The 21,176-nt window shown below is 73.4% G+C and carries 16 protein-coding genes and 1 pseudogene; all 17 read left to right on the top strand.

All coding sequences use genetic code 11. The features are described from left to right. Nucleotides 1–39: 39 nt before the first annotated feature. Nucleotides 40–855, top strand: a pseudogene (locus BL253_RS13920) (phosphatidylinositol mannoside acyltransferase); the annotation flags it as partial. Nucleotides 856–1,046: 191 nt separating this feature from the next. Next, nucleotides 1,047–2,186: a glycosyltransferase family 4 protein gene (locus BL253_RS13915; protein WP_076817026.1), complete on the top strand. Its 1,140-nt coding sequence runs from the start codon at nt 1,047–1,049 to the stop codon at nt 2,184–2,186. 78 nt (nt 2,187–2,264) lie between these two features. Next, nucleotides 2,265–2,846 (top strand): hypothetical protein, encoded by a 582-nt coding sequence (locus BL253_RS13910; RefSeq protein ID WP_241834773.1) that lies wholly within the window; start codon nt 2,265–2,267, stop codon nt 2,844–2,846. Nucleotides 2,847–3,231: 385 nt separating this feature from the next. Further along, entirely contained in the window at nt 3,232–4,176 is a 945-nt protein-coding gene (gene pdxS, locus BL253_RS13905; RefSeq protein ID WP_076817024.1) for a pyridoxal 5'-phosphate synthase lyase subunit PdxS, read from the top strand. Continuing rightward, a complete protein-coding gene (gene pdxT / locus BL253_RS13900) occupies nt 4,170–4,781 on the top strand; it encodes a pyridoxal 5'-phosphate synthase glutaminase subunit PdxT (RefSeq protein WP_076817022.1) in 612 nt (203 codons plus the stop codon). The genes pdxS and pdxT overlap by 7 nt, the downstream gene beginning before the upstream one ends. Before the next feature lie 383 nt (nt 4,782–5,164). After that, the gene (locus tag BL253_RS13895) at nt 5,165–5,920 is read left to right on the top strand and encodes a YebC/PmpR family DNA-binding transcriptional regulator (protein ID WP_076817020.1); all 756 of its coding nucleotides are present in this window, start codon (nt 5,165–5,167) and stop codon (nt 5,918–5,920) included. A gap of 388 nt (nt 5,921–6,308) precedes the next feature. Beyond that, on the top strand, nt 6,309–6,881 hold the full coding sequence (gene ruvC / locus BL253_RS13890) for a crossover junction endodeoxyribonuclease RuvC (protein WP_076817018.1): 573 nt from the start codon (nt 6,309–6,311) through the stop codon (nt 6,879–6,881). Beyond that, nucleotides 6,878–7,498, top strand: coding sequence for a Holliday junction branch migration protein RuvA (ruvA, locus tag BL253_RS13885; protein ID WP_076817017.1), 621 nt, complete (start codon nt 6,878–6,880; stop codon nt 7,496–7,498). Before ruvC ends, ruvA begins: the two co-directional genes overlap by 4 nt. Before the next feature lie 106 nt (nt 7,499–7,604). Then, nucleotides 7,605–8,678 carry a Holliday junction branch migration DNA helicase RuvB gene (ruvB, locus tag BL253_RS13880; protein WP_076817015.1) on the top strand — a complete coding sequence of 358 codons (1,074 nt, stop codon included), beginning with the start codon at nt 7,605–7,607 and terminating at the stop codon, nt 8,676–8,678. Between the two features lie 125 nt (nt 8,679–8,803). Further along, a complete protein-coding gene (gene yajC / locus BL253_RS13875; protein ID WP_338013713.1) occupies nt 8,804–9,274 on the top strand; it encodes a preprotein translocase subunit YajC in 471 nt (156 codons plus the stop codon). Between the two features lie 142 nt (nt 9,275–9,416). Next, nucleotides 9,417–11,294: a protein translocase subunit SecD gene (gene secD / locus BL253_RS13870; RefSeq protein WP_076817011.1), complete on the top strand. Its 1,878-nt coding sequence runs from the start codon at nt 9,417–9,419 to the stop codon at nt 11,292–11,294. A gap of 1 nt (nt 11,295) precedes the next feature. After that, nucleotides 11,296–12,501, top strand: a complete 1,206-nt coding sequence (gene secF / locus BL253_RS13865; RefSeq protein WP_076817009.1) for a protein translocase subunit SecF — start codon at nt 11,296–11,298, stop codon at nt 12,499–12,501. Nucleotides 12,502–12,510: 9 nt separating this feature from the next. Then, entirely contained in the window at nt 12,511–13,107 is a 597-nt protein-coding gene (locus tag BL253_RS13860; protein WP_076817007.1) for an adenine phosphoribosyltransferase, read from the top strand. 180 nt (nt 13,108–13,287) lie between these two features. Beyond that, nucleotides 13,288–16,005, top strand: coding sequence for a RelA/SpoT family protein (locus BL253_RS13855; RefSeq protein ID WP_076817005.1), 2,718 nt, complete (start codon nt 13,288–13,290; stop codon nt 16,003–16,005). A gap of 31 nt (nt 16,006–16,036) precedes the next feature. Beyond that, on the top strand, nt 16,037–18,976 hold the full coding sequence (locus BL253_RS13850) for a RelA/SpoT family protein (RefSeq protein WP_076817003.1): 2,940 nt from the start codon (nt 16,037–16,039) through the stop codon (nt 18,974–18,976). A 112-nt stretch (nt 18,977–19,088) separates the two neighbouring features. After that, a complete protein-coding gene (locus tag BL253_RS13845; protein ID WP_158230356.1) occupies nt 19,089–19,835 on the top strand; it encodes a dienelactone hydrolase family protein in 747 nt (248 codons plus the stop codon). A 197-nt stretch (nt 19,836–20,032) separates the two neighbouring features. Beyond that, nucleotides 20,033–21,175, top strand: a complete 1,143-nt coding sequence (locus tag BL253_RS13840; RefSeq protein WP_076817000.1) for a CaiB/BaiF CoA transferase family protein — start codon at nt 20,033–20,035, stop codon at nt 21,173–21,175. Nucleotide 21,176: the final 1 nt, after the last annotated feature.

The raw sequence follows: 21,176 nt of genomic DNA, 5'->3' as shown, positions 1-21,176 counted from the left end.
GTGCCCTCCTCCGGACGGTTCACCGACCTCTCCTATGCCATGGGCTGGCGCGTCGTGCGCGCGCTGCCCGAGCGGATCGCCGCGCGCGGCTTCGACGCCGGGGCCGACTGGGCCAGCCGTCGCGGTGGCAAGGGAGTGCGGCGGCTGCGGTCGAACCTCGCCAGGGTCGCGCCCGAAGGGACCGATCTGGACGCGCTGACGAAGGCCGCGATGCGGTCGTACGCGCGTTACTGGCTGGAGGTCTTCCGGCTCCAGGACATGCCGCCCGAGCGCTGCATCGGGGACATGTTCATCCACGACGAGCACTATCTGCGCGATGCCTACGCCGCCGGCAAGGGCATGATCCTTGCCCTGCCGCACATGGGGAACTGGGAGCAGGCCGGCGCCTGGCTCGCGGGCACCGGCGTGCCCTTCACCACCGTCGCCGAGCGGTTGAGGCCCGAGTCGCTGTTCGACCGGTTCGTCGCGTTCCGCGAGTCGCTCGGGATGGAGGTCATCCCGCTCACCGGCGGCGCCGAGCCGCCGTCGGCGCTGCTCACCGAGCGGCTCCTGGCCGGCGGCTGCCTCTGTCTGCTGGCCGACCGGGACCTGTCCGCGCGCGGCGTGCCCGTCGACTTCTTCGGCGCGCGGGCGCGGATGGCGGCGGGGCCGGCGGCGCTCGCGCTGCGCACCGGCGCCGTGTTGCTGCCGACCACGCTCTGGTTCGACGGAAACGGGTGGAGCGGCCGGATCTTCCCGCCCGTCGAGCACACCGACGTGGCGACGATGACCCAGGCGATGGCCGACGCGTTCGCGGCGGTGATCGCCGAGCACCCGGCCGACTGGCACATGCTGCAGCGTGTCTGGCTGGAGGACGAGCCGGCCGGGGCGGTGCCGGAGCGGGCCGCCGGCCAGGCGGCGCCTGGTGGCGCGGTCGGGGGGAACCGCGACATCGCGCCCGGCGGTGACGGCGACGCCGAGGCCGGCGCTGACGGCGATACCGAGGCCGGGGGTAACGGTGACGCCGGGACCGGCGGGACCGGCGGCCCGGCGGGGCCGGGAGCGCGGTGAGGGTCGGGCTGGCCTGTCCTTACACCTGGGACGTCCCGGGCGGGGTGCAGGTCCACGTCCGGGACCTGGCCGAGACGCTGATCGCGGCCGGGCACGAGGTCTCGGTGATCACTCCGGTCGACGACGCGGACGCGCTGCCGCCCTATGCCGTCGACGCCGGCCGCGCGCTGCCGGTGCCGTACAACGGCTCGGTGTCCCGGGTGCTGATGGGCCCGGTCTCGGCGACGCGGGTGCGCCGCTGGCTGCGTGAGTACGACTTCGACGTGCTGCACGTCCACGAGCCGACCGCTCCGAGTGTCGGCCTGCTCGCCTGCATGCTCGCCGACGGCCCGATCGTCGGCACCTTCCACACGGCCAACCCGCGTTCGAAGATCCTCACCGCCGCCCAGGGCGCCCTCCAGCCGTCGCTGGAGAAGCTGCGCGCCCGGATCGCCGTCTCCGAGGCGGCCAGGCGCACGATCGTCGAGCATCTCGGCACCAGCGCGGTGCTGATCCCGAACGGGGTGCGCGTCGCCGCGTTCGCGGGCGCCCGCCCGCTGCCCGGCTACGAGCCGCCGCGGCACACCGTGTGCTTCCTCGGGCGCATCGACGAGCCGCGCAAGGGGCTGGACGTGCTGCTCGCCGCGCTCCCGGAGCTCGCCCGCAGGGTGCCGGGCGTGCGTCTGCTCGTCGCCGGGCCGGGTGACGTGGCCGCGGTGCGATCCCGGCTCGACCCGCCGCTGCGTGACCGGGTGGACCTCGTCGGCCTCGTGTCGGGGGAGGACAAGGCCCGGGTGTTCGCCTCCGCCGACGTGTACTGCGCGCCGAACACCGGCCAGGAAAGCTTCGGCATCGTGCTGCTGGAGGCGATGGCCGCGGGAACCCCCGTCATGGCCAGCAACCTCGACGCGTTCCGCCGGGTGCTGGACGACGGCCACGCGGGGCGGCTGTTCGACGTCGGCGAGCCGGCCCAGCTCGCCGCGGGGCTCGCCGACCTGCTCGGCGACGACGGGGCGCGCGCCGCGCTCGCCCGGCGCGGCCGGGACCTCGTCGCCGGCTACGACTGGCCGGTGATCGTCGAGTCGATCGTCGACATCTACCGGATGGTCACCGCCGGTGCGGACCCCGTCTCCCTGGCCTCCGCCGTGGACGCCTGAACCGTCCTGGGCGGAAGGTTCTGTGATGCTTGGGACGTCTCGGACCTGGCGGTCACCTGGTCGTCTACGCTGCCCGGAATGACAGTCGTCGTGGCCGTGGTCGCCGTCGTGGTGGCGATCGCGACCTACCTCACCTGGATCGCCCGTCGGCTTGACCGACTCGGCGTACGGGTGGACGCGGCCCGGGCCGGGCTGGTCGCCCAGCTCGCCGCCCGCGCCCAGGCGGCGGTCGCGCTGGCCGAGAGCCGCGGGCTCGTCTCGCTGGCCGCGGCGGCCGAGCAGGCGCTGGCCGGGCATGCGGCGCTGCGGGCCGGCGCGTCGCTGGACAACGGCGTCGAGGACACGGAGAACGAGCTCAGCCGTGCGCTGCGCGCGCCCGAGGTGGGCAGCGCCGGCCAGGGCGCCCCGGAGCTGCTGCACGCCGTCGACTCGGCCGCGGCCCGGGTGGCACTCGCGCGCCAGCTGCACAACGACGCGGTGCGCGACCTGCGGGCGCTGCGCGGCCGGCGCCTGGTGCGGATGACGCGCCTGGGCAGCCGGCGCCCGCTGCCGGCCTACTTCGAGATCGACGACGCCCTGCCGGCGCGAGGCGGGCCGCTGGGCGCCTCCTCGCCGGGCATGGGGCGCCCGGCCCGGGTGGTTCCAGGCGGAGCCATATAGCGCTGGTGGCGGGGACCGCGGAGTGGCCGGAGGTGCCGGCCGCCGGGAGCGCCAGCAGCCGAGGGTGATCAGCGGGACGTGTCGTGGTGAGGGATGGGCGCGGCGTCCGGCCGTACCATGGTGGTGGTATGTCCGCCCGGGGCGCGGTGAGGGCTGGCCGTGACGGCCGGCCGGGGATCACCTGAGGCCGGTCGGGTAGGCCGGCCGAGGGCTGGGCACAGCCCCGAACCGCCTTCCAAGACCTGCCCTGTCCGGCCCCGACGCGCGGGTTCTGTGGTCCATCGGGACGGCGGGAGCCGCGCGGCCGCACGGCCGAGGGCCACCGGCGCCGGACATGACCGGAGTACCTGACCGTGTCGAGGACACCCGAGAGAGATGGATCGCCATGCCTGCCGGAGCCACGCCAGCTGGAAACCCCGCCGGAGTCCCCGCGCCCGCCGGGCCGGCGAGGCAGGCCGGCACCGTGCCCGTCAAGCGCGGTATGGCCGAGATGCTCAAGGGGGGTGTGATCATGGACGTGGTCACACCTGAGCAGGCCAAGATCGCCGAGGACGCCGGTGCCGTCGCCGTGATGGCGCTCGAGCGGGTCCCGGCCRACATCCGCGCCCAGGGCGGCGTCGCCCGGATGAGCGATCCCGACATGATCCAGGGCATCGTCGAGGCCGTCTCCATCCCGGTCATGGCGAAGGCCCGGATCGGGCACTTCGTCGAGGCGCAGGTGCTGCAGGCGCTGGGTGTCGACTACGTCGACGAGTCCGAGGTGCTCACCCCGGCCGACCCGCACCACCACATCGACAAGTGGGCGTTCACGGTCCCGTTCGTCTGCGGGGCGACGAACCTGGGCGAGGCGCTGCGGCGGATCTCCGAGGGCGCCGCGATGATCCGCTCGAAGGGCGAGGCGGGCACCGGCGAGGTGTCCAACGCCGTCGTGCACATGCGCACCATCCGCGCGGAGATCGCCCGGCTCTCGGCGCTGCCCGCCGAGGAGCTCTACTCCGCCGCCAAGGAGCTGCGCGCGCCGTATGACCTGGTCGCGGAGGTGGCCCGGCTCGGCAAGCTGCCGGTCGTGCTGTTCACCGCCGGCGGTATCGCCACCCCGGCGGACGCGGCTCTGATGATGCAGCTCGGCGCCGAAGGCGTGTTCGTCGGTTCCGGCATCTTCAAGTCCGGCGACCCGGCCAAGCGCGCGCGGGCGATCGTCGAGGCGACGACGATGTACAACGACCCGGGCGTGATCGCCAAGGTCTCTCGCGGCCTCGGCGAGGCCATGGTCGGCATCAACGTGGGTGAGCTGCCCGCGGCGGCCCGCTACGCCGACCGCGGGTGGTGAGCTCGGAGGAGACCGCTCGCATCGGGGTGCTGGCGCTGCAGGGGGACGTGCGGGAGCATGCCCGGGCGCTGGCGGCGGCCGGGGCTGAGGCCGTCGAGGTGCGGCGGCCCGAGGAGCTCGCCGCCGTCGACGGGCTCGTCCTGCCGGGCGGGGAGTCGACGACGATCGGGCGACTGTTGCGGATCTTCGGGCTGCTCGATCCGCTGCGTGCCGCGGTCGGCGACGGCCTGCCGGTGTACGGCTCGTGCGCCGGGATGATCCTGCTCGCTCAGGACGTGCTGGACGGCCGCCCGGACCAGCCGCTGATCGGTGGGCTCGACGTCGTCGTGCGGCGCAACGCCTTCGGCCGGCAGGTCGACTCGTTCGAGGCCGACCTGGAGGTGGAGGGCCTGACCGGTCCGCCGCTGCATGCCGTGTTCATCCGCGCGCCATGGGTGGAGAAGGCCGGAGATGGGGTGACGGTCCTCGCCAGGGTCGGGGAACACCCGGTGGCGGTCCGGCAGGGCCACCTGCTGGCGACGTCGTTCCACCCGGAGCTGACGGGGGACATCCGGATGCACGAGCTGTTCGTCGACCTGGTGGCCCGCCGGCTCGCGCGGGGCTGACGGCGACCGGCGCGGGTTCACCAGCTAGCCGTGGATGCGGCGCTCCGGCCGGCTCCTCGGACGCCGGCGACGGCGCTCCGCGGGCCGTCCCGGTCGTCGAGCCTCGCTCGACCCGAGGGGCTGGGCGCCCCGAGGTCGTTGCGAAGATGGTAGGAGGAAACACTACGTTCACCCGGTCGGCCGGCTACGGCGCCCGCCCGGCGTGACAGCCAGAACTTGGCCTTCGATGCGCGAGGCTCCGCCATTCTCGCGCACTCACCGGCCTTGTGGGATCATGAAGTTTCCCGTGCCGGGAACGGCCGGGCCGACGGACTGGCCGAAGGAGGCGCGACCGTGCTGCGTCGTCGCGTCGCCGGAGGCGTTGGGTCAACAGAGGGGCAGGCATGAGCGGTCACTCCAAGTGGGCGACCACGAAGCACAAGAAGGCGGTCATCGACGCCCGTCGTGGCAAGCTGTTCGCCAAGCTGATCAAGACGGTCGAGGTGGCCGCGAAGACCGGCGGTGGGGACCCGGCCGGTAACCCCACCCTCGCCGACGCGATCGCGAAGGCGAAGTCACAGTCGGTGCCGAACGACAACATCGAGCGGGCGGTCAAGCGTGGCTCCGGCGAGCTGGCCGGCGGCGTGACCTACGAGTCGATCACCTACGAGGCCTACGGCCCGAGCGGGGTCKCGGTGATGGTCGAGTGCCTCACCGACAACCGCAACCGCGCCGCCTCCGACGTCCGGGTGGCCGTCACCCGCAACGGCGGCACGATCGCCGACCCGGGCTCGGTCTCCTACCTGTTCAACCGCAAGGGCGTCGTGCTGGTCACCAAGACCGCGGGGCTGACCGAGGACGACGTGCTGATGGCGGTTCTCGACGCCGGCGCCGACGAGGTCAACGACCTCGGCGAGGCCTTCGAGGTGGTCGCCGAGGCCACCGACCTGCACACGGTGCGGGTCGCGGCGACGGACGCGGGCCTGACGGTGGAATCCGCCGAGATCTCCTGGCTCCCGAGCGTCAGCGTGCCGCTCGAGGCCGAGCCCGCCCGCAAGGTGCTCAAGATCGTCGATGCCCTCGAGGACCTGGACGACGTCCAGTACGTCTGGTTCAACGCCGACATCTCCGACGAGGTCATGGAGCTGGTAGCCGGTTGACCGACCGCCTGTCGACGCGCGGACCCGCGTAGGACGGGCCACGAGCGAAGCGACGTGGTGGCCCCGCGGGTGCTGCGCCCTCGGTCTGGTGACGTTCAGCGGCGGGTGACCGTGCTGGGCGCGGAGGCGCGCCTCGCGGAGGCCCGGCCCCGGAGCGAAGCGAACGGGGTCGGGCCGCAGCGAGGTCGCCGTAGCGCCCGTGAGTGTAGGAGGACGGCGCGCGGAGGTCTCTGGGGAGCGAAGCGAGTAAGGGGCTGGAGCGCGCCGCCCGGACGGAGCGAACCAAAGACACAGCGTGTCTGACGATGTCCGACCCGTCCCGTACTAGGATCCGAACAGGCGTTCGCCATCTCGGTGAATGCCGTCGTCCTGGGTGGAGGTTCGACGGGTGCGGGTGCTCGGTGTCGATCCCGGGCTGACGCGGTGTGGGCTTGGGGTTGTGGACGGTAGGGGTGCGGGGCAGCGGGCGACGCTGGTCGAGGTGGGGGTCGCGCGGACGCCGGCGGATGAGGACGTGGCGATCCGGCTGCGGGACATCTCGCTGGAGATCGACTCCTGGCTGGACCGGCACCGTCCGGACGCGGTCGCGGTGGAGCGGGTGTTCGCCCAGGCGAACGTGCGCACCGTGATGGGCACCGCGCAGGTCGGCGCGGTCGCGATCGTGCTCGCGGCGCGGCGCGGCCTGCCGGTCGCCCTGTACACCCCGAGCGAGGTCAAGGCCGCCGTCACCGGCAGCGGCCGGGCGGACAAGAGCCAGGTCACATTCATGATCACGAAGCTGCTCGACCTCGCGGCGCCGCCCAGGCCGGCGGACGCCGCCGACGCGCTCGCGCTCGCGCTGTGCCATGTCTGGCGCGGGCCCGCGCTCGCCCGGGTGCGCGCCGCGGCGGCCGGCGCGAACGCCGCCCGCGCCGCCCGCGTCGGCGGCGCCGCGCCGCGGCCGGCCGGGGGACCGGCGTGATCGCGTCGGTCGCCGGCACGGTGCTGTCGGTGTCGCCGACGGCGGCCGTGGTCGAGGTCGGCGGGGTGGGGCTCCTGGTGCAGTGCACCCCGGCGACGCTGGCCGGGCTGGCGGCCGGCGAGCCGGCGCGGCTCGCGACCGCGCTGGTGGTCCGCGAGACCGAGCTGACGCTGTACGGGTTCGCGGACGCGGACGAGCGGGAGGTCTTCGAGATCCTCCAGGCCGCCGGCGGCGTCGGCCCGAAGCTCGCGCAGGCCGTCCTCGGTGTGCTGTCGCCGGACGACGTGCGCCGCGCCGTCGCCGAGGAGGACCTGGCGGTGCTCACGAAGGTGCCTGGCATCGGTCGCAAGGGCGCCCAGCGGATCGTGCTGGACCTCAAGGGCAAGCTCGGCCCGCCGGCGGGCGGTGCGGCGCCGCGTGCCGGCCTCGGCGCCGGCGCCTCGGGACGGATCATGCCCACGCCGCGGACCGCCGCCGAGCAGGTGACGGACGCGCTGGTCGGCCTTGGGTACTCGAACCGCGAGGCGGCGGAGGCCGTGGAGGCGACGGGCGACGGCGCGGAGGGCGACGTCTCCGCCCTGCTGCGCGCCGCGCTCGCCGTCCTGCGGCCGCGGTAGGCGGCTCCTTGTGGACCATGGCCGCGCTCGTCGAGGCTGGGTACCGGGCCCGCGTCACGCGGGCCCGGTGGCCGGGCGGTAGGGAGTGAACGGGACAGTGGGGGGCATGGGAGGCGAGGAAGGGCTTGTCACGGCCGCCGCCGACGCCGAGGAACGCGCGTTCGAGGCGGGGCTGCGGCCGAGGACGCTGGCGGAGTTCGTCGGGCAGCGCAAGGCGCGGGAACAGCTGTCGATCATGATGGCCGGCGCCCGCGGCCGGGGGCACCCGCCGGACCACGTGCTGTTCTCCGGGCCGCCCGGCCTCGGCAAGACCAGCCTCGCGATGATCATCGCGCAGGAGATGGCGGTGCCGCTGCGGCTCACCAGCGGCCCGGCGATCGAGCGGGCCGGTGACCTGGTCGCCGTCCTCACCGCGCTCGCCCCGGGCGAGGTGCTCTTCATCGATGAGATCCACCGGATCGCCCGCCCGGCCGAGGAACTCCTCTACTCCGCGATGGAGGACTTCCGCGTCGACGTGGTGCTCGGCAAGGGCCCGGGCGCGACCGCGATCCCGCTCGACGTCGCCCCGTTCACCCTGGTCGGGGCCACCACGAGGGCGGGCCTGCTGACCGGGCCGCTGCGCGACCGTTTCGGCTTCACCGCCCATCTCGACTTCTACGACACCGACGAGTTGACGGCCGTGCTCACCCGCTCCGCCCGGCTGCTCGGGTTGGAGCTCCGGCCGGAGGGGGCGGTCGAGGTGGCGGGGCGTTCCCGCGGCACCCCCCGGATCGCCAACCGGCTGCTGCGCCGGGTCCGCGACTACGCCGAGGTGCGCGCCGACGGGATCATCACTCTGGAGGTCGCGAGGGCGGCTCTGCGGGTGTACGACGTCGATCCGCTCGGGCTTGACCGGCTCGACCGGGCGGTGCTCACCGCGCTGGTCAAGCGGTTCGGCGGCGGCCCCGTCGGGCTCACCACGCTCGCGGTCGCCGTGGGCGAGGAGCCGGACACCGTGGAGGACGTGGCCGAGCCGTTCCTGCTGCGTGCCGGTCTGCTCGCCAGGACAGCCCGCGGCCGCGTCGCCACCCCGGCCGCCTTCACGCACCTCGGCTACGACCCTCCGGCCGACCCACTGGGCCGCTCCCAGACCCTCCCCACGCCCCTCTTCGAGCCGGGCTTCGAGGCCGGTACCGCCTGAAGACCCGGAATGCCACACTCGGTTGGCCCTGTGGGTGCCGCCCGACGCAGGGGCCTCCCGTCGTGTCACCGCCGACGGTACGTAACATCGGCCGCGACACCTAGGAGGAGCAGGACGTGCACGTAATGGCAACCGCCGCGATCGCGGCCGGCGACATCGCAGCCGACGACAAGGGCGGTGGCGGCGCCGGCAGCTGGCTGCTGCCGATTCTGATCATTCTCGTTGGGGTGTACTTCTTCACCATCCAACGCCGCCGATCGCGGGCCAACCAGCAGGAACAGTCGAAGCTCGGCCCAGGCAGTCTCATCATCACCCGCGGCGGGCTGTACGGGACGGTCGTCGAGGTCGACGGCCAGGACGTTCTCCTGGAGGTCGCGCCGGATGTCGTGTGCCGGTTCAGCCGGGGCGCGATCGGCCGGATCGTGAGCACGCCGGCGACCGGTGTCGACGAGGACACGACGGAGACGCCGGATGACGAGGCGTCGACCGCCGACTCCGTGCCGACCGGAACGTCCACGGACGAGACGGGCGAGACGACGAGCGAGGAGCGTCCCGCGGCCGACGACGCGAGCAAGGCGCCGAAGAAGGAACTGTAGGCGTCCGCGCGTCGTAAGAAGAAAGACGCATCCGACGCATTCGACGCAGGCTGGGTGGCTAACGTCCTCATCCCGCCGCCCGTCGGATACGTTTGGCTCCGGCCGGGATCATCGTTGACCCGGCGGGCAGAAGGGAAATCCGTTGGCACGTCGGTCGACGCGATCGCGCGAGACGCGGCCGTTCTGGGTCCGGCTGGGTCTTCTCGGCGGCGTGCTCGCGGTGCTGTACGGGATCATGGCCCTGACCGGGACGCTCACGCCCCGCCTCGGCCTGGACCTGCAGGGCGGGACGAGCGTCATTCTCACGCCGAAGTCGACGCAGGCGGGCCAGAAGGTCAACAGCGGCGCCGTCGACAAGGCGGTCGACATCATCCGTCAGCGAGTCGACGGCCTCGGCGTCGCCGAGTCCGAGGTCAAGCGCAGTGGCAACCAGATCGAGATCTCGGTGCCCGGCCGCGGCCGGTCCGACGTGGTCAACCTCGTAGGCCAGACCGCCGAGCTCCGGTTCCGCGAGGTGTCCACCTCCGGTGCCGCGGCGCCCGCGCCCAGCCCGACGGCCACCCCGAGCGCCGGCGCGACCGCCTCGGCGTCGCCGTCGGCCGGTTCCACGCTGGCGCCGGCGAGCGGGCAGCCGACCGCCGGCACCACCGCGTCGCCGACGTCATCGGTGAGCCCCGCCGCCGCGTCGTCACCGACCGCGACGGCGCCGCCATCGCCCACCGCGACGCCGGCCGCGAACGCCGCCGCCACCCCGGCCGCGACGCCCACCCCGGCGCCGTCGGCGAGCGCCAGCGCGGCGGCCGACCCCAACACGCCACCCGCCGCGGTCCAGAAGAAGTACGACGAGCTGACGTGTGCCCCGGCGGAGCTGCGGGCCTCCGGCACCGCGACCGACGCGCCGGGTGACTGGACCGTCGCGTGCGACCGGACCGGCACCGTGAAGTACCTGCTCAAGCCGGCGAAGGTGATCGGCACCGACGTGAAGACCGCGTCGGCGGGCCTGCTGTCGAGCGGCGGCACGACCAACGTCACGACCGGTGAGTGGGTCGTCAACGTCGACTTCACCGGCTCGGGCCAGAAGAAGTTCACCAAGCTGACCGACGACACCGTCGGCAAGCAGGTGGCGATCGTGCTCGACGGCGTCGTCCAGTCTGCGCCGACGACCAACGAGCACATCCCCGGCTCGGCCCAGATCTCCGGTACTTTCACCCAGTCCGACGCCAACGACCTGGCCAACGTCCTGAAGTACGGCGCGCTGCCGCTGGCGTTCGAGAAGTCGCAGGCGGAGTCGATCTCCCCGACACTCGGGCGCCACGAGCTCAAGGGCGGCCTGCTGGCGCTCGGGATCGGTCTCGGCCTGGTCATCCTCTACTCGTTCTTCTACTACCGGCTGCTCGGCATCGTCGTGATCTCCTCCCTCGCGGTCAGCGGCGTGCTGATCTACGCCACGGTGACGCTGCTCGGCGACGCGATCGGGTTCACGCTCACCCTCGCCGGCATCGCCGGCCTGATCCTCTCGGTCGGCGTGACGGCGGACTCCTTCGTCGTCTACTTCGAGCGCATCAAGGACGAGGTCGCCCAGGGCCGGACCACGCGGGCGGCCGTCGAGCGGGCCTGGCCCGCGGCGCGGCGCACGATCCTGTCCGCGGACACGGTCTCGTTCCTCGCCGCCGCCGTCCTCTACATCGTCTCCATCGGGTCGGTGCGCGGCTTCGCCTTCACCCTGGGGCTCTCGACGCTGTCCGACGTGGTCATCGTGTTCGTCTTCACCAGGCCGCTGGTGACCCTGCTGGTCCGCCGCCGGGTGTTCACCTCGCCGAAGTGGTCGGGCCTCAACCCGTCGAAACGCGGCAGCACCGACGGCCGGGAACGGCCCCGGCTCTCCCGCCGGGTCGGCACCGTGCCGGCCGCCGGAGTGCCGGCCGGCAACGCCACACCCCAGGGAGCGCCAACCGGGGTGCCGCCCGGCCAACGGCCGGGGGCGCGTGCCGCCAGACCCGGACAGAAGCGGGAGTCCTGAGATGTCGGCGATCACCCGGTTCTACCGCGGCGAGTTCTGGTTCGACTTCATCGGTCGGCGCAAGATCTGGTACCTGTTCTCGGGCATCCTGCTGGCGATCTGCATCATCAGCATGATCGTGCGCGGCTTCTCGCTGGGCATCGACTTCTCCGGCGGCGCCGTCTTCCAGTTCCCGGCGAACGGCCACTCGGTCGAGGACGCCCGCGGCACGCTGAACTCGGCCGGGGTGAACCCGAACGACACGGTCATCCAGCAGCTGGAGACCAGCAAGCAGCTGCGGGTCCAGACCCCGGTGCTCACCGACGCCCAGACCGACGCGGTCACCAGGCAGGTGGCGGAGGACTTCGGGGCGAAGGACGCCGACATCGCGGTGTCGACGGTCGGCGCCTCCTGGGGATCCACCATCACGAACAAGGCCATCGAGGGTCTTGTGATCTTCCTCGTGCTGGTGATGGCCTACCTGACGTTCCGGTTCGAGTGGAAGATGGCGGYCGCCGCGATGGTGGCGCTGATCCACGACCTTGTGGTGACGCTCGGCATCTACTCGCTCGTCGGGTTCGAGGTCACGCCGTCGACGATCATCGCGCTGCTGGCCATCCTCGGCTTCTCCCTGTACGACACCGTCGTCGTCTTCGACCGCATACGGGAGAACACCGCGGGGTTCGCGACGTCCAGTAAACGGACCTACCCCGAGGCGACCAACGACTCGCTCAACGAGACCCTGATCCGCTCGCTGAACACCTCGTTCATCGCGCTGATCCCGGTCGCCTCGCTGCTGTTCGTCGGCGCCGGCCTGCTCGGCGCCGGCACGCTCCAGGACCTGGCGCTCGCCCAGTTCGTCGGTATCGCCTCGGGCACCTACTCGTCGCTGTTCCTCGCCGCCCCGCTGCTGGTGGACTTCAAGCAGCGTGAGCCCGCGGTGCGGGCCCTGCAGGCGCGGGTGCTGCGGGCGCGGGCGAGCGCCGCCCGCGCGGCGGCCGACGCCACGGCGCCGGGCAGGAGCACGGGCACGGCACCGCGCGTCCCGCGCCTGGCCGGGGCGGCCGGTGAGGTGGACGCCGGCGTGGCCGACGTCGGTGAGGAACGGGAACCCGCCTCGGCGGGGGTGCCGCGCCGTGCGGGCGCCCGCCCGGGGCAGCCGGCCGGGCGCGGACGCGCCGCGCCGCGCCGTGGCGGAGGACGCCCCGGCGGGAAGCGGCGGCGGTAAGAAGGCGCCATGACGAGCATCGAGACTCCTCTCACGGGCCGCGTGGTGCCCGAGCCGGCCGCGGCGGCCGGCGCCGGCCTCGAGAAGGCCGCGGCGGCGCTGCGCGCCCACGTGCGCGACGTTCAGGACTTCCCCCAGCCGGGCGTGGTGTTCAAGGACATCACCCCGCTGCTGGCGACCCCGGCCGCCTTCGGGGCGGTGCTCGACGCGCTCGCCGCCACGGCGAGGCGGCTGGGCGCGACCGTGGTCGCCGGCATCGAGGCCCGCGGCTTCCTGCTGGCGGCGCCGGTCGCCGACCGGATCGGCGCGGGGATCGTCCCGATCCGCAAGCAGGGCAAGCTTCCCGGCCCGACGGTCACCGAGTCGTACACGTTGGAGTACGGCACGGCCGTCCTGGAGATGCACGCCGACGCCGTCGGCGCCGGTGACCGGGTGCTCATCATCGACGACGTCCTCGCCACCGGGGGCACGGCCGCCGCGGCCGCCAACCTGGTGCGTCACAGCGGCGCCGAGGTGCTCGGCCTCGCCGTGCTCATGGAGCTCACGTTCCTGGCCGGCCGGAGCCAGATTCCGTCACTGGAAGTGACCACCCTCCTGGCGATCTAGGTCATTGGCTCCCGCCGGGCGCGAGCGTCCACCGTCGCGCGGGGCCGCGCCCTACCTGCCCGCTCGATCGCGATCAGGGCATGACCTCGGGGCTTCAGCGTCGGCTTGGTTGGGTTGCGGAAGGCCCGCGGCTAACCCAGCGTTAGTCTCGAAGTCAGACTTTCCGGCAGGAGCGGCCCAGTGCCCGACGCAATCCCGGTGACAACCGGCGGCGGACAGCTCCCGGCGTCCGGGCCCACGACGGGCCCGCCGCCGGAGCGGCGCCGTGGGCTGCCCAGAACCGGGACCCAGGGCGGCGGCACACGGGCGGCCGGCGAGGACGCGGGCGCCGCCGCTCCGACGGGTGCCGAGCGGCCCGCCACGGAGCCGGAGACCGCCGGGAACGGCGCCCCGGTCGCTGGCCCGGCCGCGGCCTCCGGCCCGGCTGGTGGCGACGGTGGCGCTGGCGGTGACTCCGCTGGCGGCGCCACCAGCGGTAATGGTGGTGCCGCCTCAGGCGCGTCGGTCGTGGCGGTCGGCGGGGGCGTCCTGGCCGGCGGGCCGGTGCCGGACGAGCTGCCCGAGGACGGCGCCCCGGTGCAGCCCCGGCTGGGCCACGAGTCGCCGCCCCTGCCACGGCGGCTGCGCAGCCGCCTCTCGCGCCTGTCCCCGCATCGCGAGACCCCGCCGTCCGCGCTGGACCCGGTGCTGCGCGGCCTGCTCACCAACCACCCGAAGGCGGACATCGGGCCGGTCCAGCTGGCCTTCCAGGTGGCCGACGAGGCGCATGCCGGGCAGGTGCGCGCCTCCGGCCACCCCTACATCACCCATCCGATCGCGGTCGCGAGCATCCTCGCCGACCTGGGCATGGACGTCCCGACGCTGTGCGCCGCGCTGCTGCACGACACCCTCGAGGAGACGACCCTCACCGTCGACGCGATCCGGGAGCAGTTCGGCGACCAGGTCGCGCTGATCGTCGACGCCGTCAGCCGGCTGCAGAAGGTCAACGCCGGCGAGATGGCGCAGGCGGAGATGATCCGCCGGATGGTGATCGCGATGGCGCGCGACCCGCGGGCCCTCGTCGTCAAGCTCTCCGACCGGCTGCACAACATGCRCACGCTGCGGTTCCTGCCCGAGCACCGGCAGGAGCGCAAGGCCCGCCAGACGCTGGAGGTCTACGCGCCGCTCGCGCACCGGCTCGGGATGAACTCTCTGAAGTGGGAGCTGGAGGACCTCTCCTTCGCCGCCCTGTACCCGAAGCGTTACGACGAGATCGTCCGACTGGTCGCCGACCGGGCCCCCAGCCGCGACGTCTACCTCGCCGACGTCACCGCGGGGGTGCAGTCCTACCTCTCGGAGGCGGGCATCCCCTCGGTGGTCGTCGGCCGGCCCAAGCACTACTACTCGATCTACCAGAAGATGGTCGTGCGCGGCCGGTCCTTCGACGACATCTACGACCTGGTCGGCATCCGGGTGCTCGTCGACTCGGTCCGTGACTGCTACGCCGCTCTCGGCACCGTCCACGCGAACTGGAAGCCGATCCCGGGCCGGTTCAAGGACTACATCGCGATGCCGAAGTACAACATGTACCAGTCGCTGCACACGACCGTGATCGGCCCGGAGGGCAAGCCGGTCGAGCTGCAGATCCGCACGCACGGGATGCACAACCGGGCCGAGTACGGAATCGCCGCGCACTGGAAGTACAAGGAGGAGGGCCGGGCCGCCAGCCGCCGCCGAGGTGGTGGCGACGAGCCGGACCTGGCCAGGAGTCGCCGCCGCGGCGGCGGCGAGCCGGACCTGGCCAGCTGGCTGCGCCAGATCCTGGACTGGCAGCGCGAGTCCGCGGACCCCGGCGAGTTCCTCGACAGCCTGCGGTTCGAGGCGCCGGCCGACGAGGTCTTCGTGTTCACCCCGAAGGGTGACGTCGTGGCGCTGCCGGCCGGCTCCACCCCGATCGACTTCGCCTACGCGGTCCACACCGACGTCGGTAACCAGTGCGTCGGCGCGCGGATCAACGGCCGGATCGTCACGCTGGACACCGAGCTCGACAACGGCGACACCGTCGAGGTGTTCACCTCCCGGGCGCAGGGCGCCGGGCCCAGCGAGGACTGGCTGACGTTCGTCCGCTCGTCGCGGGCCCGTTCCAAGATCCGCCAGTGGCACGCGCGCGAGCGCCGCGAGGACGCGGTCGTCGCGGGCCGCGACGCGATCGCCAGGTCGCTGCGCCGCCACAACCTGCCACTGACCAGGCTGATGACCGGCGAGGGCCTGCTCAGCCTGGCCAAGGATCTGCGTTACGCCGACGTGAGCGCGCTCTACGCGGCGGTCGGTGAGAACAACATCAGCGCGCAGGCGGTCGTGAACCGGCTGCTCACCGCGATGGGCAGCCCGGAGGCGACCGAGGAGGACGTCGCCGACACCGCGCTGCCGATCCGCCCGTTGCGTCGCTCCGCCGGCGACCCGGGGGTGCTGGTCTCCGGGGCGTCCGACATCTGGGTGAAGCTCGCCCGGTGCTGCACCCCGATGCCGGGCGACGAGATCACCGGTCTGGTCACCCGGGGGCGCGGTGTGTCGGTGCACCGCACCGACTGCGCCAACGTCGGCGACCCGGCGAACCCGACGGCGGACCGGCAGGTGAGTGTCGAATGGGCCCCATCCAGCGGCTCGGTGTTCCTGGTGGTGATACAGGTGGAGGCGATGGACCGCGCGAAGCTGCTCTCCGACGTCACCAGGGTGCTGTCGGACCATCACGTCAACATCCTGTCGGCGTCGGTCACCACGAACCGTGAGAACGTGGCGATCAGCCGGTTCACCTTCGAGATGGGGGACGCCAAGCACCTGGGGCAGGTGCTTGGCGCGGTGCGCCGGATCGAGGGCGTCTACGACTGTTTCCGGGTCACATCTGGCGTACAGGCGTAGGCCTGCGGCGCCGTAGAGGAGGGCGGGGGCGATGGACGCTGGGGCGCGGGCGGCACTGCCGGCCGGGGGAAGTCTGTCGCCTGGGGTGACGACGCCGTTTGGTGACGACGCGCGCCCGCTGCTGGCCGCCCGCCAGGCCAGCCATCGGCTCGCGCACCTGGCCCGCCGGGTGGCCGCCGGCCGCGGCGGACAGATCCCGCCGGAGCTGCGCGGCATCGTGGAGGCGCATCGCGACTTCCATCCCAAGGCGGAGATAGGCGCGATCGTGCGCGCGTACGAGGCCGCCGAGCTCTACCACCGCGGCCAGATGCGCCGCAGCGGAGACCCGTACATCATCCACCCGCTGGCCGTCGCCGAGATCCTCGCCGATCTCGGCGTGGACACGACGACCCTGGTCGCCTCCCTGCTGCACGACACCGTCGAGGACACCAGGGCGACCCTGGAGCTGCTCACCGAGGAGTTCGACAGCGAGGTGGCCAACCTCGTCGACGGGGTCACCAAGCTGGACAAGAYGCGCTTCGGCGAGGCGGCCGAGGCCGAGACGCTGCGCAAGCTGATCGTGGCGCTGGCCAGGGACTACCGTGTCCTGCTGATCAAGATCGCCGACCGGCTGCACAACATGCGGACGCTGGGCTTCATGTCGCCGCCGAAACAGGCCAAGATCTCCCGCGTCACCCTGGAGATCCTCGCGCCGCTCGCGCACCGGCTCGGCGTCAGCGTGATCAAGCGCGAGCTGGAGGACCGGGCTTTCGAGGTGCTCGACCCGGACGAGCACCGGCGCACCAAGGTGCTCGTCGACGACTTCATCGCGGCCGAGCGGGAAAGTGGGCAGCTCACGGCCGTCGTCGGCCGGCTGCGCTCCGGCCTCGGCGAGGCGAAGATCGCCGGTGAGGTGTCCGTGCGCACCAGCCACCTGTTCTCCATCCACAAGCGCGCCCAGGAACGCGGCCGCCCGCCCCGGGACTCCTACGACATCGTCCGGGTGCTGGTGCTCGTGGAGGACGTCCGCGACTGCTACGCCGCGCTCGGGGTGATCCACGGGCTGTGGCGGCCGGTTCCAGGCCGGCTGCGCGACTTCGTCGCCACGCCGAAGTTCAACATGTACCAGTCGCTGCACACGACGGTCACCGACGCGACCGGCCACGCGGTCGACATCCAGATCCGCACCCGCCAGATGCACGTCCTCGCCGAGACCGGCATCGTCGCCCGCCCCGTCGGCGCCGGCGCCGACGGGGCCCGACTGGAGGGGCTGGCCTGGCTGCACAGCCTCCTCGACTGGCAGGACGAGGCGAAGGACCCGGGGGAGTTCCTCGAGTCCCTGTCGAGCGACCTGGACGCCGACGAGGTGCTCGCCTTCACGCCCAAGGGAAAGGCGATCGCGCTGCCGGCCCGGTCATCGCCGGTGGACGTGGCCTACGCGGTGCACACCGACATCGGCCACCGGGCGATCGGTGCCCGGGTGAACGGCCGGCTGGTGCCGCTGCACACCCGGCTGCGCAACGGCGACGTCGTCGAGATCCTCACGTCGAACCTGCCGCACGCCGGGCCCAGCGAGGACTGGCTGTCGTTCGTCAGGACCGCGCGTGCCCGGGTGCGGATCCGGCGCCGCCTCGCCCGCGGCCGCCGCGACGCCGTCGAGACCCAGGGCACCCAGCCGCCGACGCCGGCCACGGGCACTTCGCCGGCGGGCGCCTCGCCGTCGACAACAGAGGCGAACACCTCGCCGTCGGCTCCGGACGCGAGCACTCCGCCGTCGACGGCCATGGCCACGGCCGTGGCCGTGGCTGGGGCCGCGCGGACCGGCGTCTTGGCGGGTCGGGAGACGAGCGCCCCTGCCGCGGAGCCGACGGTCGGGGCCGGCCCCGACTCGCCGAACCAGTCGGTCGCCCCCACGCCCCCCGCCGTTGCCGGTACCACCGCCGGAGCCGTGGCCACCGCTGGGCCAGCCGCCACCGCCGCGGCGGGAACCGCCGCCCCTGCCGAGATCGCCGCCGTGGCGGGGACTCAGGTCGCGGTCCGGACCACGACCCCGGCTGAGACCGCCACGATCCCGGCCGTGGCCACGACGGGCGCCGGCGGCGTCGGCCAGCGGGCCGGAGCCGCGTCCACGGCGGACGGACCGACCGCGGCCGGCGAGTCCTCCGCTGGCTCGCCGAGAGAACGACCGGTCCCCGCCGACACAGGCGCGGCGGTCCACGCCCAGATGACGCCCCGGGCGGCAGGCACGCGGGACACCGTGGGCGAGCCGGCCGCGTCAGCAGCGGTGCCCGCCTCCGTCAACGCCGCTGTCTCCGCCGCCGGGCCGACACCCGCCGCCGGGCCGACGGCCGCCGCCACCGCTGCTCCTGGCGCTACAAGCGCCGGCGCCGGCGCGCGGCCGGCGGCAGCCGACGCGGACACGGCCTCCGCACACTCCTCCACCCGTACGCGAGGGAGTCGCGGGGAGCGGCCGGCCGGCGCGTCGGTAGTGGGCAAGCGGCCTACGCCCGCGTGGGCGGGTATGGCGTCGCTGGAGGGGCAGACGGACGACGCGCCGGTGCGGATCGCGCGATGTTGTCTCCCGCTGCCGGGGGACAAGCTGATTGGCTTTGTCACTAACCAGAACGCGAACCACAGCGCGGTGACGCTGCATCGCGCCGAATGCCCGAACACCCGGCCAGCAGGCCCAGCTGGGCCAGTCAGGGAGCCGGTGGCGGTGCTGTCCTGGCGATGCCCGGAGTCGCACACCTTCCCCGCGGAGATCGCCGTCGAGGCCTTCGACCGGTACGGCCTGCTCGCCGACATCACGGAGGTTCTCTCCGACACGGCGGCCGGCCTGCGCGCCGCGTCGACGTCGACCTCGGAGGACCGCGTCGCGCATGCCCGCTTCACCGTCGAGGTGACCGGCCCAGACCAGCTCGACGCCGTACTGGCCGCCGTCCGCACCGTAGGCGGCGTCTACGACTGCTTCCGCGCCTGTACGGGGCCGTAGCGCGCCGCCCGGACGGAGCGATCCAGAGACACAGCGGCCGGGCGGACCTAGTATTCACGTCGCGACACTGCCACGAAAACTGGTGGACCGAGCCTGAGGTGGGCCGATCGAGGTGGAGTCCGACTTAGCGTCAGCCGAGCGCTTCCTGCCTGGCCCGGCGGCACCTGTTGTGACGCCGGAAGGCCCGGGGCCTTTTCCCGGTGTCGTCCTCGGGGCGGAGGCCTACGGCGTCAACCCGTTCATCCTGGACGTCCAGCGACGGCTCGCCGACCTGGGCTACGCCTCGACGGTGCCCGACTACTACCGGGGCCAGGGCCCGGCCAGGACCGAGGCCTACGACGATTTCGCCGAGGTCCGGGAGCACGTCGACCGGCTCGACTTCACCCGCGGCGCACGCGACCTGGCCGCCGCCGTCGACGCCCTGCGCGTCCATCCCGCCGTGGACGCGCGCAGGGTCGCGGTGTGGGGCTACTGCACCGGCGGGACGCTGGCCTGGCTCGCCGCCTGCGGGCGCGGCGACGTCGCCGCCGCGGTGCTCTTCTACCCGAGTCAGCCCCGCTTCCACGAGCTCGGGCCGCGCACGCCCGTGCACGCGCTGGACCTGCTCTGGCAGCTGACCTGCCCGGCGTTGTTCCTCTACGGCGAGGCCGACCCGGTCGTGCCACCGGAGCTGCTCGACGAGCTGAGGGCCCGGATCGAGCGCTGGGGCGTCGACGCCGAGATCCGCCGCTATGCCGGCGCCGGCCACGCGTTCAGCTCCCCGTGGGGCCCGATGCGGAACGAGGCGGCGGACCGCGCGGCCTGGGGGGACGCGACCGCGTTCCTCGACCAGCGCCTGCGGCCCGCTCGGAGCCCCTGACCAACCACCTTCGGACGAACCATTCCTGACTGACCACCGGATCACCGGCCGGGCACCGTCTGCGGTGCTCCTCGGGCCGCTCGGGCGCCCGCCGCCCTCGGCGCGGTTGGTGCCCACTCTGGCTCCTCGGGAGCATCTCGGACGGTGCCGGCCCGGATCCGGGTGGACGGCTGAGACGAAAGGTCTAGGCGCGGCTCATGCAGGCTCTTGACGGTGTTCGGGTGCTGGATCTGACCGGTGGGATCGCCGGGCCGCTCGGCGTGCTGCAGCTCGCCGAGCACGGAGCTGACGTGATAAAGATCGAGCCGCCGGGTGGCCGGCCCGGGCGGGCCGAGCCCGCGTCCGTGGTCTACGACCGCAGCCGGCGCTCGGTGACGCTCGACCTGAAGAGCGCCGACGGCGCGCGGCTGTTCCGGGAGCTGCTCGCCACCGCGGACGTGCTGGTCGAGGCGTTCGCCGCCGGGACGATGGCCGGCCTCGGGCTCGACTACGCCGACCTGCGCGACGAGTTCCCCCGGCTCGTCTACTGCGCGGTGCCGGCCTGGCCGTCCGGAAGCCGCTTCGCGGACCGGCCAGGCTACGACGCCCTCGTGTCGGCACGGGCCGGGCTGCACTGGGAGGTTCCGAGCCACCGCCCCGGGCCGGTGTTCCAGCACAGCCCGGTGGCGAGCCTCGCCGCCGCGTACCTCGTCCCGGTAGCGATCATGGGCGCGCTCGTCGCCCGGCAGCGCACCGGCCGGGGCCAGCGGGTCGAGGTGTCGCTGCTCGCGGGGGCGATGTCGCTGACCACCCAGAACTGGAACTGGACCGACTCCGGCCAGCACGGCCTGCCGAACTCGTTTCCCTCCATCCACCAGGCCGGCATCTACGAGTGCGCGAACGGCGAGTGGATCCACGCGGCGATGGTGACCGGCGGGAGGCCGACCCGTACGGAAGGCGAGATCCTCGGCATCGAGGACGTCCCGCCGGCCGTCGTCTTCGCGATGTCGCCGGGCGAGCGGGCCGCGCACGAGACCAAGAAGGCGGCGGCGTTCGCCCGCCGCGACCGCGCCGAGCTGATCGACGAGCTCCACGCCGCCGGGCGCAACGCCGAGCCGATCGGGCCGCCTCACGAGCGGTTCCGCCATCCGCAGCTACTGGCGACCGGGTCGGTGGTCGAGGTCGTCGACCCCGAGGCCGGCCGCACCACCCAGGTCGGCCCGGTCGTCTTCCTCGAGGCCACCCCGGGCGCGGTGGCGGGGCCGCGCCCGGTGGCCGGGGCACACACCGACGAGGTGCTCGGCGCCCTCGGCCACGACGCCGCCGAGCTTGCCGGCCTGCGTGCCAAGGGAGTGATCTGAG

Origin of the sequence: Pseudofrankia asymbiotica, from assembly GCF_001983105.1 — a bacterium.
In the GTDB taxonomy this organism is placed as follows: Bacteria; Actinomycetota; Actinomycetes; order Frankiales; family Frankiaceae; genus Pseudofrankia; species Pseudofrankia asymbiotica.
The sequence above is the reverse complement of the archived record's forward strand: the minus strand, read 5'-3'. Positions and strand labels throughout refer to the sequence as shown.

Coding starts and splice junctions, on each gene's coding strand:
- BL253_RS13910 (WP_241834773.1), top strand. CDS start 2,265: ATGACAGTCGTCGTGGCCGTGGTCGCCGTCGTGGTGGCGATCGCGACC.
- ruvB (WP_076817015.1), top strand. CDS start 7,605: ATGGGAGGCGAGGAAGGGCTTGTCACGGCCGCCGCCGACGCCGAGGAA.
- yajC (WP_338013713.1), top strand. CDS start 8,804: ATGGCAACCGCCGCGATCGCGGCCGGCGACATCGCAGCCGACGACAAG.
- BL253_RS13860 (WP_076817007.1), top strand. CDS start 12,511: ATGACGAGCATCGAGACTCCTCTCACGGGCCGCGTGGTGCCCGAGCCG.
- BL253_RS13840 (WP_076817000.1), top strand. CDS start 20,033: ATGCAGGCTCTTGACGGTGTTCGGGTGCTGGATCTGACCGGTGGGATC.